Here is a 13,456-nt window from a genome sequence, read left to right on the forward strand (position 1 = left end):
TCCTTACGGTAGTGCGGGGAACGCAAACTGACCCTGAATTGGTGCCGGGCCGACACCGTCCGCTTCGGCGCGGTCAGCCGCCCGTTCAATTTCCGGCCATGCCGTCTGAAGTTGGTTCCAGGTCAAAGCCTCGTCATTGTCGCCCTTGTTCGTGGCGATCTCAAAAAGACGCTCGGCTACGAGCAGAACGTCCGGTGCGGAACGCCGGCTCTCTGCAAGAATGCGACCGGCCTTGTCGGTGCCGCCATCCTCAGCATGAAAGACGCGGCTGAGGTGTTGGGCTATCTCCCAAACAGTGAAGGTGCCATCGCGAGACGGGCTCCAATGCGGGTCGGCGTCGATCATTTCGAAGCGGGTCAACAGCTTGGCGTCACCGCCGCGCGACCGGAATAGGCCAGACGCGTTCATGCGGCTTTCCGCGAGATTGAAACCCTGAAGCATGTTGATTGCCGTGCCAGCACCGCCGGACACAAGCTTATAGCCATTGATCTCATACCATTCGAGCGCAAAGCGAGTTTCTGCATCCAGCGCTTCTGTGCCTTCGCTTAACGCTTCGTCGATCTCTCGATTGATTAGGGTCAGTGCGGTCGCGACGCTCATCGCGGTGTCATCGGCCTCTCGCACTGCCGCATATTTGGAGAAGTTACCGATGCCGGGACCGATCGCTGCTTGCCGGCGATCAGGCAGTGGCACACCAGCCTTCTGGTGATCTTCTATCGCCTGCCTCATCTGCGGCTTCAAGTCGCGTAGGAATTCACGGCGACTGGCAGTCTCTGCATCCTCTGGTCGAGCACGGCAGACTAGTACGACGGATGAAGCAAGCGCATTTGCATTGTTCCCGACCGCTCTGTTCGATGCTTCGGTGCGAACCGGCCACGTTGCGTCAACCCGAAGTCCTGAATTGACGACAGCCTGCAGAAAAGCAGCCCAACCGGGCGAAAGAACACCCTCCTCGCGCGCTTCCGATTGCTTGAACGCGTAGTAGATGGCGAGTGGCGCCTCGGTAGATGCCTTGCGCATGGCCTCCAAAGCTTCGCCCATCCCATCCATGAAGTGTTTGTCAGCTTGCGCCTGACCGCCGTATCGGTATCGCTCGGCGATTAGCTCCTCACTCTTGGGCGTTAAGAGTCGGCGGAACAGCTCCTTGTGGATGTTTTTCAGGCTGCGCCGAAGCCACACGTAAAAGAAATCGGATAGATCAGCGTATCCAATGTTGTCATAATAAGGTGGGTCAGTTGAGATCAGGGCGGGCCGGATTGGATACGAATTTTTTGGCGCGTCTATCAGATAGCACTGCGCTAGAGAACCTGTATAGCTCGTCAGCAAGTACTCCGAAGAGGTATCGACTGCGGACTGCCATCCGCCACTTGATTTTTCAAAGGGGTTGGCTTCGCAGAAATCCCAAGACATTGGGATGGCTTGTCGCGCAAACGTAGTCCGAATGGCGTTATCTTTCGGAAGCCAAGTAGAGATCGAGCTATTGTATTCGCTCACCCTACTTAGTGCGCAAGACAAATACGTTGCCACCGCATCGGCATAGGCGACCGGGCCAGTACCGCCTTCTGCAAGAGGGAGCTTAGGGTCTAGGTGATTCGCAAAAGCGGTGGCCGCACTAGCATCCTCCAACACCCGCTCCCGCACCTTGCCGATTAGGTCGGAGAAAGTGGTCAATGCAACGAGTTGCCGGCTAGTGAAGTAGTCTCCAAAGGATTTGAAGCCGTAAATACGCCCCTGCGCATTGCTGGCGAAAGTGCCACGTGCTGGTTGATCTGGTTTGTCCTCAGCCACGACTGATAAAGCCAACTGAGCGTGTTCATCGTTGGGAGGAAGAAATATCCTAGAGCGCGGACCTTCTGCTACGATGGCCATCAGCCTGGCACGCATCCGACCGGCATTGGCCTCATCGTCCACATACGCGTACTGAATTCGTGATCCTGACAGCAGGCACGTAAAGCTACCTTGAGAGGCTTTCGTGCCGCGGGCTGCCACTGCCATCTCAGCCTTCGTCACTCCTTTCGTTTTCACGGTAAATTGCCAGCCACCCTCGGCGGCGGCATCCTTGACTGGCACCACTATGGCCTCTCTATCTGCCTTCGATGATAACACGAAGGATGAGGCAAGCGGCACATGCGCGCCTTTCTGTGCTGGGTCTGGCGACGCTACTGTGCGCGACCACAACCACGCAACCACGGTCGCTTTGGATCCGTCTGGCAACATCACCTTTGGATAAAGCTCTCCGATCGCCTTCTCCGCCTCATCACGCATCCACTGGCCGTAGCCACGAACGTCTTCGGCAAGCCCTTGTGCGCCATTCCAGACTCGGCCGCCAAGGTCTCCTTCCTTCTTCACGTTCGGATGGACGGGCGGCAGGTTGGCAAACTTTGGAGGGAATTCAATCAGCGCCCTCGTGATCAACACTGCGACTGGATTGAGGTCGGAGCCATAAGCGCGAAGCCCCAGGCGCTGGGCTTCCAGAGGGATGGACCCTCCGCCGCAGAAAGGGTCATATACTGGCGGTCCCTTAGTCTGGAGAAAGTCGATTACGGCTTTCGGATCGGTCGGCGGTTCCTCGCCTAACCCCCAGGCAACCGAACGAGCAATCTCGTAACGTGCGACCTCAATCGCTCGCTCAAAACGTTTCTGGTCCTTCGCGTTTGGGTCAGGCCACTCGATCATCTCCTTTATGACCTGATGCAGGCGTCGCCGCTCCCGTGCCTGATCCTCGTCGGTATGAAAGATGTTGGGCCAAGCCGATGGGTCGTCGACAAGTTGCGCGAATATGACGGCCCTGCTGGTTGCAAGGGGACGGTGTGCCCAATACTTGTGTAGTTTTGTCGGATAGTGCTTTGGGGCTTTGTTCTTGGTTTTGTTCGCCAAGTTTATGGCTTCGAGAGGCAGCGAGTGCTCGATTAGCTTCAGGCGCAGGGTCATTGGTGCGCGAACCCGGAGATTTTCGGGGACGTGTGTGCCAGGACTACAATGTCCTTTACGGCGTAGTGACGGCAAATGTCACGGAACTCGCCTTCGTCCCACAAATGTCGTGCCGGATCGCAGAGATAGAGCGGCTGACCCGAAAACCCGCCTTCGATTGGCACATACACCAGATGATAACGGTCGCCGGCGTTTCGCGCCTTGAGCATCTCGTTCTTCGTCACAATGATTTCCCGTCCGCCAACGACACGGCCCTTAACTTCCAGAAAAAGCAACTCACCCTCGGCTGTGGCGCTCTCAATGTCCCAACCCCGATTGTGCATCGAGACATCGACCGGCGTGCGCCCGGCCGCTCGTTCATCTTCCATAACAGCGTTCATCGCGAGAAGCTCGGTTTCTTCCGTCTCCTCCGCAAATCCGTCGTGGAAAACCGCCTCGCCCTTAAGCCTCGCCAGCAGTCCAGCAGGTATGACAAGCGCGCCGCCGCGAATGATCGGTGAAGCGGCGGAAATGTCTCGCTCCTTCTTCAACTCCAATAGCCGAAGTTCCAGTCGATCGGCCAGTCGTGACGCTCGCTCCTCGGCTTGGGCAAGCGCCAGTCGTTCATCCTTTCCCGTTTTGATGTTGAGCCCGTGTTGATCGGCGCGTCGGCTCCAGTAGGCAATTTCCTTTTTGAGGCGGACGCGGACTGCCTCCTCGACTTTGCGGATATAAGCGAGGCGGCGCGTGCGGACCTCATCCAGATGCTCCGTAACGAGGTGCTGACTGACATATGTCCGTGCTCGCGCCAGAAGGTCTTGCTTTAGCCAGTTCGCCTCCAGCGCTTCCTTGCACAGGTCGTATTCCTCAGTGGTCAGTGGACGAAGATCGAGATAGGGAGCAGCCCCTTCGTCTCGCGCGCCGCCGTCCTCGCCGAGACTGACGAATTGCAGCCGCTTGGAAATAACGCGAGGCTGGCCGTCGGACGCGGTCACTGCGTCCTTGATCTCGTGTTCGGCCATGATAAGCAAACGCGGCCCGCCGTCCTGAGCGGTTTCAGAAACAAGTACTGCGCCCTGCCTCAATGCCGGTCCGTAGTATTCAATGGTGAGATCCACCACCGCCTGGAGTAGGGGATGGCCAGGTGCTATCAGGGCGGCATTCGGCTGGCCATGGGCTCCACTCACATGTGTCTTATCGAAACAGACGCGGCCATACCGCTCCAATACTGGATCGCCGTGCCCTGTCAGATGATCGCGGCCCCGGATTAGCGCCGGCACGCGAATGATTTCCCAGCGACCTTCCTCGCGCACAACCATTTCGCCGCCTAGCCGCTTGAAGGCTTCCGTAAAGAACATGCGGACGTAGAACGGCTGTAGGCGGCGAGCGTGCGCCCGCTCCATTTCGAACTTTAGCTCCTGGACGCGTTCGGGATTAAGCGTTTCCTGCGAAAGCTGCGCGCGTTCGGTCAAAGAATTGAGATGCGACTTATCCACCACCCCGTCGATACTCTGGAATAGGCGCGCCCGAATATCCTCGCGATCGCCGTAGCGCACGGCCTCCATCAGCAAGTCCTTCAGGCTCTTGTCTTCGAAGGCTTCACCGAGCACATCGTAGACCTTGCCCCCAAGGGCCTTGCGAGCCTCCTCAAGCTTTTCCAGCAGGCGCTGATAGACCGCGCCTTCGCGCGTTTCACCGGCCACCAAATTCCACAGGTGGCATACCTCGGTTTGGCCGATCCTGTGGATGCGCCCAAAGCGCTGTTCAAGCCGGTTCGGGTTCCACGGTAGGTCATAATTGACCATCAGGTGCGAGCCGCGCTGAAGGTTGACGCCTTCGCCTGCTGCATCGTTGGCAATCAGCACACGAACCTTGGGATCATCGTTGAAGCCGGCGACTGCTGCACGACGCTGCTGGCGCGGCACGCCGCCATGAATTACTTTGACGGCCTCGGGATCGCCAAGACGAGCGACGATCTTCTCCCGCAAATATTCGAGCGTGTCTCGTGGTTCAGTGAAGAGAATTATCTTCTTCTGGCGGCCGGTGGCAGGATCATAAATAGGCGGCTGGTTGAGGATCGCGGCGAGTTGGGTCCATTTCGTATCCTCCCCTGAGCGGGTTAATACGAACGCCTTATCTTCGAGAACCCTGAGACTTTCGATCTCTATCTTCAACTCCTCCAGCGTGCGAGCACTGGAGGCCGTGTCGATGGCCTCGTTTTCGAGCGCTTCCACCTCCTCTTCGGGCATTTCCTCCAGATCCTCCTCGCCAGGAACATCTACAATGGACGACGGGGAGAACGTCGATGGCGTCCCGCCTCTCAACTTGAGTTGTTCTTCCTCCAATCGCTTTTGCAGCCTTTCCCGGCGGCGCTTAAGTGAATGCCAAATCGCGCGGGGCGACGAGGCCAGACGGCGTTGAAGCGATTGCAGCGCAAAGCCGACATTGTTCCGTTTCTTGTCATCCGAATTGGCGAACCGTTCGGCGCGGTTCATCTCTTCACGCACATAATCGGTAACCGAGGTGTAGAGGTCGGCTTCGGCTGCGGACAGCGGATAGCTGACCGTATAAGCGCGTCTCTCTGGAAAGAGCGGCCGACCGTCGAACCAGTAGAGTTCCTCTTTGATCAGGCGGCGCATGAGGTCGGACGCATTGGATGTACGCACGCCCTCTCGGTACGCTCCCTCGAAGCGATCATTGTCCAGCAGCGTCAGGAAAAGCTGGAAATCGTCGTCCTTGCCATTGTGTGGAGTAGCCGTCATCAACAGGAAGTGACGCGAGTTGCGACCAAGCATCCGGCCGAGCTGGAAGCGCTTCGTATATTTGACCTCGCCCCCCGTATAGCTCGCCGACATGCGATGCGCCTCATCGCAAATCACTAGGTCGAAATCCCGGGAGGCTTCGATCAGTGCTTGCACATCCTCAGACCGCGAGGCCATGTCAAGCCGAACGATAATCCTGTCCTCGTCATTAAACGGATTGCCGCTGTAGCTGGCGCGGAACATCTCGCGGCCAACAATCTTAAAGTCGAGATCGAACTTCTCCTTAAGCTCGTCCTGCCATTGCTCGACTAACGATCCGGGCGCAACGATCATGCAGCGCTTTAGGTCGCCACGGATCATCAACTCCTTGATGAATAGGCCTGCCATGATGGTCTTACCCGCCCCGGGATCATCAGCCAAAAGAAAACGCAGTGGTTGACGCTCCAGCATCTCTCCATAGACGGCAGTGATCTGGTGGGGCAGGGCTTCTATGTTGGCGCTGGTCAACGCCAGATAGGGATCGAACAAATGTGCCAGAGTGATCCGATGCGCTTCGGCAGCGAGACGAAAGTTCTCGGCGTTCCCATCGAAGGAGAATGGCGACGTAGCAGTCGCGGTTAGCAGCCGGTCTTGGTCGTCGCGAACGAGGATGCGTTGATCGAAGCCCTTGCCGGTGCGGTAGGTGACTTCAAGCTGGTGATCGCTCAGCCAATCGACCGAGATTACTTCGGCTGTACCAGCTGGCGAAAGACCATCAATCTGAGCGCCACGCTTAAGTTCTTCCAACCGAACCACAATCAATTCCCCCGCGCCATTTTACAATTGCTAGCTTTTTTGCCAATTATCAATGCAGTGCGTCTGTGGTCCCATAACGGAAGGCCTAGGAGTTCCACCACAGCTGCTTTCAGAACGAGACGATTTCTGAGGCAAAGTCTCACACAAAGAGGTGCCTGGACAGGCAGTTCCTCGGAACCCGTCAGGTTCAAAGGCCGGTTGCGCGATATCTCTCACGGCCATGCATTTGCCGGTGCATAACATTTGAACCCGGGTTCATTCGCCAGGTGCTTCCAATATCCGGTACACCGATGCTCGACCCATGCCGAGGCGCTTCGCAATTTCGGTTGGACCCACTCCGTCGATATGGAGTTTGATGACTTCTCCCGACCTCGCTCGTGCAGTCGGCTTCCTGCCTTTGTATTTACCGTCGAGCTTCGCCTTCGCGATCCCTTCGCGCTGCCGCTCTAGCATCATCTCCCGCTCGAACTGGGCCATTGCGGCGAACATAGTGAGCATCAACTTGCCGCTGGGGGATTTTGTATCAACTGACGCACCACCAAAATCCAAAATTCTGAGACCGACCTTCTTCTCCTCAAGTCGATCCACGATGGCTAGGAGATGAGAAGTCGAGCGGGCAAGGCGGTCAATCTTCGTCACAACCAGTGTGTCGCCCTCGCGTAGAAAGTCGAGCGAAGTCTCCAGCTCTTTGCGATGGCCAATCGAGGAGACCTGCTCTGAAAAAAGCTTCTCCACTCTGGCCTCGCGTAAATCGCGCTGCTGCGCCAGGAGCCCGGCATCCTGTTCGGCCGTAGAAGTTCTCGCATAACCGACTAGCATCGAATTCGCCCCAGTGACATTCAGGACATAATGAGACAATTGTCTCAAAAGTCAAATGATATGTATATGAGACGTCGATCGTTGATCTTTTGAACGTCTCACTAGCGCGAGCTCGTGTGAGAAAAGGGAAACCGCCTGTCTCAGGGTGCTCGGCCTGCAAAGCCATTCTTGAGGATGTTCGGTTGGTTTGTTGCGCTCCAAGGACGAGGTCGATACACACTCTTCAACTGGGCGGGGTAAAATTTATGAATGCAGTTAGATCAGCTGCGGCATTCCTTATGCTAGTGCCTTCATTGGCATCTGCGGAGGCATTTGACTGGGCGGCACAACTACAAAAATCGCCCCGCGCTGTGCAGGCCGCCCTCGGCGCAAGCGCGCGTTGCAGTACCGCAAGCCATTCTGTCCCCGTTAAGTTTATTGACCAAAACACCACGGTTCGAGCGGACTTATTCGATCCAATCGAGAATACGAACCCGAAACAATACTTTTGGTCGGTAGGCGGCGAAGAGGACCTTTCCATCGACCGGGATGACGAGCGGCGTTACGTCGCTGATACGATAAGCGTCCTAAACTGCATCCTCGGTCGAGAAGCGACTGTTACCGCCTATACGTTCGATAACAGGATTTTTCGGATACAACTAGCATTCGACCGCTGCGCTTCGCGAGAGGAGAAAACGAGCCAAGTTCTCAGCACCCCGGAAAAGCCATTTACATACCGGGAGTGCGATGGATTTGACCCCGATGAAAAGGACTATGACGAGGCCATATTCCAGACAATCAAGGCTCGCAACACTTACGGGTACAACAGTCAGGGCCGCCCTGGGATATTCGATTTCCGCTGGAATGGACATGTTCGCGGCGAGTACAAAGGCGCTGAGGAAAATGCTCTGTTTGGCTTCTCCTGTAGTGTTGACCGCCCGACAGGGGCTAGACAAGTGATCCTTGATGACGAGCCCTATCGCTGTCTGATCGACGTTGACAACGCAGACCTTTCGCATTGGTCTTCGACTGCTATGTACGAATTCCTTACCCCGGGGGTCATCTTCGACAGTGTCGCGAAACGGTTGACTGCAAAGAGAGTGTTTATCGATATGCCCGCCGAAAGCCTCGCCGCCAAATCTATGTGGCCTGGGCTTGGAGCTATGCTCGACGCCGTCAAGTCGGAAATTTCCACGCGCCTGGCGGAAAAGGTTTCGACCGAGGGAGCTGTGTCGAAAATCCTCGGCGCGCCGTAATCGTGCTAAGCCATAAGCCTCAATCAACCTGATCCCGTATCTTTGAATAGTCGGCAAGTGGCATGCTTCCCATATAGACGCCCAGCGGGACGGTCTCCTCGCCAGAGGCAATCGCGTTTGCGCCGGCAACTCGCGCTTTGGCCTCACCATCATATGGTATTGCAATCGCAGTGCCGCCTTGCTGGCCAACCAGATACACATCTGGATCAGTCTCGGCGGTGAATGCCTTCATCTTACACCCAACGAAGCGGTAGCCGTCGACTTCCGCCTTTCGACAACTCACCACGCTGTATTTGTCCGGGTCGAAGAAAGCGTCGTGCCCTGAGCGCAGTCGTGCGAGGTATTCGAGCTCGACTGCATCCCGCACTCTGTCGACCTGGCCGTCGGTAACATTCGACACGCCTTCCAATTTGATTTCGACTAGTCCACTTGCCTTGCTTTCACATACGCTGCCCCATTGGTTCTCTGCAGCCGCGACGGTCCAATCGTCGCGCGGTACGCCCAACGCTTTGGTCAGTTTGTCGTCGACCTTCTTGACGCGCTTTTCGATCCAAGCCCGGCGCTTATCCCATTTGCCGTCGGAACCGTCTTCGGCGAACTGCTTGTTCGCCTGGCTCCTGATCACGTCATACTGCTGGATCGTGTCGCAGTATCCTGGAGGGGGTGCAGCGCCTAGCGCAGTGGCCGCCCGTGAGACGTCGACCAAGTTCGCAGCAACAAGCGCAATCCCGAAGCCCAGTTTCAGCGTCATATGTCAGCCCCCGAATGAGCCGGACTGCTAGCCCGGAATTATCTCAAGATACCGATTTATAGTACGGAAATCAAATGTTTGCACGTATCTATGGTCGGTTCATCGCACGTAAAACCGCCTCCATGATACGTGCATGGGTTTGAAAGAAGCATTTGGAAATCGGATCAAGTCGTTGCGCCGACAGCGTGGCTTGACGCAAGACGCCTTGGCTTTCCGGGCCGAGAGGGCAGTAGATACCATCTCGCTGATTGAGCGTGGCGTAAACTGGCCAAACGCAGAGACGGTTGAGAAGCTGGCCGAGGCACTGGGCGCTACCATCAACGAACTGTTTGACGATTTGCCTGTCGCATCAACCGATGACGGAGAAGATCAGTTGGCGGTCGGTAAGGACCTACTGAAACAGCTAGACGACAAGGAATTGGCTCTGGCGCTGGTCATGTTAAATGCACTTCTCCAAAACAAGCAGTAATGCCCGCCCTTAATGACTTGCATAATCGTCACTCTGTACCCGGGTTCATGGTCGTCCGGGTTGCGTTGAGCCCCCCATGGCAGGAGAGTGTCGCAGTTGATTGATTACCCCAGAAAATCTTGAATGAACGCTTCTCGCGCCCCATGCACCTGAGGTTAGCACGCCTCTTCTCACGAGATGCTCGATCAAGCCTGCATCCGGTCCACTGATACCCGCATAGCTGCCGAGCGAGATGATCAAGCTCATGACGCGCTCCTTCGTGCCAGCGTCACCTTCCCAGGCTGCAAAGGCCTCGAAGAAGTCTGCCGCATCGCTTAAACGAAACGGTCGAGATTGCGCTGGAATTAGGTACTGTCTCTGCTTGTTGAGCTGCTCGGCCGCATGGGTGGTCGTCTGTTCAAGCCAAGAGATGATTTGGTTCAGATCTTCCGATGTATGAGTGCCGCCGATGTGGGATGAGTGCGTGCTGAGATTGTGCCGTACTTCGAAGCGAATGCGCGCGCTAGTTTTGGCGTACACGACCAGGGTGACCCCCTTTATCAAAGGTTTGGTCACAACCAAGCTGTTTCCTCTTCTTGAATGCGAAGTCGGTGGCCCGTACGACATCATTTTGAAAGCGGACCCTCTCATCAGCTCACGGTCGGCTAGAGCCCGCATATAGCTATGGGGATCATCAGAGGCCGCTCCCAGTAGGTCTCAACGGAAGACAGGTTGTAGGTCGGCTGACCTCTTAGCGATGCGTGTAGGACAGCCTGTGAGACTTCTTCTATCCGCGAATTTAGGAATTCGAATGCTTTGCGGATATACGCGCCCTCATGAGCTCTGTAGATCGAAGGGCTCAACATGCGGAGCTTTCTGCGCTCAACAATGCAGTTGTCATTGTTGTCGAGGATGTGTTCACCGTCTGAATTCTGACGAAGGTCCCGTGTCAGCAGAGATCGGGCCGTCAGATCCAATGGCTGACCGCTTCTTAAGCCCCGTATCAGGGCGCTATCGATGTGATGGTGGCGTACGAACCTTGTAGGGTTGAGCGACAGATCAGCGCTGATTTGGAACACGGTAGGTCCGTAATCTGGTCTTGTCCTACGCAAGAGCAATGTGCCCCCTAAGAGCGATAGTCCAGGGGGCGTCCTGTAATGAGTGTTCGCGCTGGATAATAGCTTAACGCTGTTTCGATAGCCCAGCGGGCTTTGAGCTGCGTTGAACGACGGGCCCTCTTCTGCGAATACGACAGGGACCGCGTAGTCCCCTCTGCCAGAGAGTGTTTCTACGAGTATCCTGCCATCAAGATCGTTGCCCAGGAGCCGGAGGCCGGTCCACCCTATTTCAATCTTGTCATGTCGTGCGGTATCGATGAGAAACTCGGTGTCATCAGACACGCTTCCGATGATGTTAGCCAGAATGGGGTATACCATGTAGAAACGCTGTGACGCCTTGTTGCCAATGCGGCATCGTAGCGTGCCAGTCTTTCGAAAGGCTGACTTGTCGTCAGCTACCTGTACCGCCGATCCGGGCAGCGTTTGCGACGAGATGGTCCAGATCCAGTCCGTCGTACTGGACGCGCTCGACGGCGTCATGCAGGCGCTTGATCGTCTGCCCCTGGCCATAGCGGCTGTCCATACTGGCCTGTGCGCTCCATCCGTTGATTGCGTCGCGAAGTTCACGGTCGACCGACGCGTTGCGAAGGGCGTCGTTGAAGTTGTTTCGAAAGCTATGGAATACGCGCCGCCGCGACTTCCACACTCCCGCGAACTTGGCATTGCTGGCGAACCTCTTGGAATAGACATCGGACGGCTTTTCGCCCTTTCTAGCGAGAGCCTCAGGGAACAATCTGTCGTGCGCTGAGCCGTCAACCCAGCGAAGAAAGCCCATGGCAATCAGCTGGTGATGCAGTGGAATGTTACGAACGGCATTGCCGGTCTTGAGGCGCTTCTCAAAGCCCGTTCCACTATAGTCTCCGTGCTCTTGGTCCGTCACTTGAATGAACGGAATGTTGTCGATTGACCGACGGATGTCTGCCTTCTCCAACTGCAAGATCTCGTTCATTCGCATGCCGGTCCAGAGGGCCAAGATTGGAGCCCAGTAGCGATGGCGCATGGGCAGGTTCGGTCCTGGGGTGTGACAGCCGTTTTCGTCGTCGATGCAACCTACAAACAGCGGAAGTGAAAACAGCTTGTTCAGGTCGGAGACGCTGAACGGTTCATAGGTGTTCCCCTTTGCTATGAACTTTTTCATGCGGGGTATGGCCACCTTTATGCCGTCCCACGGGTTCTTAGCGATCCAGCCTTCCTGCTTGGCGAGGTCGAAGGCGCTTTTCAGGATGGCAACGTGTTTCTGGGCTTCAGCATGCCGATCGGCGTACGCGCCTGTCTTAACGCGAAACAGTTCAGCAGCCTTCTCAAGCGTTAAATTCGGATAGTGTTGAGCCGCATGTGAGGGAACCTTCGGAAGAAAGTCCATCAGCTCACGGCACCTATTACGATCGATATCGCCCAACGGGAGCGCGCCAATCTGCTCTTCCAGGACACGGAATGGGATGCGGTATTGAGATGACCGTGATCGAGTGACCTCGGTTTTCGTCCCGAGGAAAAGTTCCTTCAGATCGGCGATCGTCTTGGTGATTGCCATGTCGCTAGCTGGCAGCGGCTGGGACGGTGCACTCTCGGCATTGGCAAAGAAATCGTCTCGGATCGGAGCCAGTGTACCCAGGTTCAAAGAAAGGTATCTTCGATTGGCGAGTTCTAGATCGGCACGTTCTATGAGACGACAAAGAAGTTGAAACGTCTTGTGGCGTCCGAGGCTGCTTGGCCACCTGTCTGGTGAAAGTTGATCAGCCTGGGAACGGGATACAATGCCGTGTCTGACGAGCAGTTCCAGCGCCTTCGGATCAGTGGTGACCTCAGCCCCGGACGCCACACGCAGCGCCACGGAAGCGGCTTCTCCCGCATCAGATAACAGATCGGCGAAATCAGGATCGTCTTGAAGTCCGAAGTAGTCACCCCGAAGCAGATTAGCCTGGTGTCGTTCCAAAAAGTAGGAGAGCGCGATCTGGCGCGCATTCGTTAAGCTCAGGTTGAGTTCGTTCTCAGCTTCAGAAGGGCGACCAGCAGTTGATGCTAGCGCTTTGAACTTTTGCAATTCACCATCGGTCCTCAGAGCGAACAGGTTGCCCTGCCTCCAGATCTCAGCAGCTCCTTTGCTATGCACTCGTTCCACGAAAGCGGTCTTGCCCGCCACGGAATGCAATCGCGCCGGAATGTTGCGCTTGAACTTCTGGTCGCCTGGCTTACCAACCAAATAACGAATTTTCGCCATGTCTTCCATCCCGAAAAGGTACCAAAGAAAGGTACCAACTGCGAGCGAAAAGACGTTCAAAACCAGCAACTTGCTGAGATATCAACCCCTTAGTAAGGGGCTGGTAGCGGGAGAGGGACTTGAACCCCCGACCCCAGGATTATGATTCCCGTGCTCTAACCAACTGAGCTACCCCGCCAAGGCGGCGAAAGGCCCGAAATCCGCCTCAAATCGAAAGGCATGTCGAGGCATTCGCCAAGGTCGCGCGGATATAAGGTTGGGACACCAAGCCTGTCAAGCATCGATGCAGCCGGCATGCCGTCATATTGGGGGTCTCCGAAATGCTTTGCCGGGCAGACATTTGAGCTGAGCTACCGGGGTTGAGTTCGACGAGGCACGTCGCTATGTCTCGGCCACGAAA

At 56.0% G+C, this 13,456-nt stretch carries 8 protein-coding genes and 1 tRNA gene; 2 read left to right on the top strand and 7 right to left on the bottom strand.

Going from position 1 to position 13,456, the window contains the following annotated elements; all coding sequences use genetic code 11:
* Nucleotides 1-3 precede the first annotated feature (3 nt).
* The 3 genes from C9427_RS13555 to C9427_RS13565 all read right to left on the bottom strand — a co-directional run bounded on the left by C9427_RS13555 (nt 4) and on the right by C9427_RS13565 (nt 7,286).
* Nucleotides 4-2,931 carry a DUF1156 domain-containing protein gene (locus C9427_RS13555; protein ID WP_107649677.1) on the bottom strand — a complete coding sequence of 976 codons (2,928 nt, stop codon included), beginning with the start codon at nt 2,929-2,931 and terminating at the stop codon, nt 4-6.
* The gene (locus tag C9427_RS13560; protein WP_146172539.1) at nt 2,928-6,458 is read right to left on the bottom strand and encodes a helicase-related protein; all 3,531 of its coding nucleotides are present in this window, start codon (nt 6,456-6,458) and stop codon (nt 2,928-2,930) included. The genes C9427_RS13555 and C9427_RS13560 overlap by 4 nt, the downstream gene beginning before the upstream one ends.
* Before the next feature lie 264 nt (nt 6,459-6,722).
* Complete coding sequence (locus C9427_RS13565) at nt 6,723-7,286, bottom strand: recombinase family protein (RefSeq protein WP_107649679.1); 564 nt, start codon at nt 7,284-7,286, stop codon at nt 6,723-6,725.
* Nucleotides 7,287-7,564: 278 nt separating this feature from the next.
* Between C9427_RS13565 and C9427_RS13570 the strand changes: the two genes are divergently transcribed.
* The gene (locus C9427_RS13570; RefSeq protein WP_107649680.1) at nt 7,565-8,521 is read left to right on the top strand and encodes a hypothetical protein; all 957 of its coding nucleotides are present in this window, start codon (nt 7,565-7,567) and stop codon (nt 8,519-8,521) included.
* A 19-nt stretch (nt 8,522-8,540) separates the two neighbouring features.
* Here C9427_RS13570 and C9427_RS13575 read toward each other — a convergent pair whose 3' ends face one another.
* Nucleotides 8,541-9,272, bottom strand: a complete 732-nt coding sequence (locus C9427_RS13575) for a hypothetical protein (RefSeq protein ID WP_107649681.1) — start codon at nt 9,270-9,272, stop codon at nt 8,541-8,543.
* A 133-nt stretch (nt 9,273-9,405) separates the two neighbouring features.
* Between C9427_RS13575 and C9427_RS13580 the strand changes: the two genes are divergently transcribed.
* A complete protein-coding gene (locus C9427_RS13580; RefSeq protein ID WP_107649682.1) occupies nt 9,406-9,741 on the top strand; it encodes a helix-turn-helix domain-containing protein in 336 nt (111 codons plus the stop codon).
* Between the two features lie 45 nt (nt 9,742-9,786).
* Here the strand turns inward: C9427_RS13580 and C9427_RS13585 are convergent, their stop codons facing one another.
* The 3 genes from C9427_RS13585 to C9427_RS13600 all read right to left on the bottom strand — a co-directional run bounded on the left by C9427_RS13585 (nt 9,787) and on the right by C9427_RS13600 (nt 13,234).
* Nucleotides 9,787-10,302, bottom strand: coding sequence for a hypothetical protein (locus tag C9427_RS13585; protein ID WP_107649683.1), 516 nt, complete (start codon nt 10,300-10,302; stop codon nt 9,787-9,789).
* Nucleotides 10,303-11,229: 927 nt separating this feature from the next.
* Nucleotides 11,230-13,056, bottom strand: coding sequence for a site-specific integrase (locus C9427_RS13595; protein WP_167434341.1), 1,827 nt, complete (start codon nt 13,054-13,056; stop codon nt 11,230-11,232).
* Nucleotides 13,057-13,157: 101 nt separating this feature from the next.
* Nucleotides 13,158-13,234 (bottom strand) — tRNA-Met (locus tag C9427_RS13600).
* Nucleotides 13,235-13,456: the final 222 nt, after the last annotated feature.

The sequence above is a fragment of the Mesorhizobium helmanticense genome (assembly GCF_003034915.1).
Taxonomy (GTDB): Bacteria; Pseudomonadota; Alphaproteobacteria; order Rhizobiales; family Rhizobiaceae; genus Mesorhizobium; species Mesorhizobium helmanticense.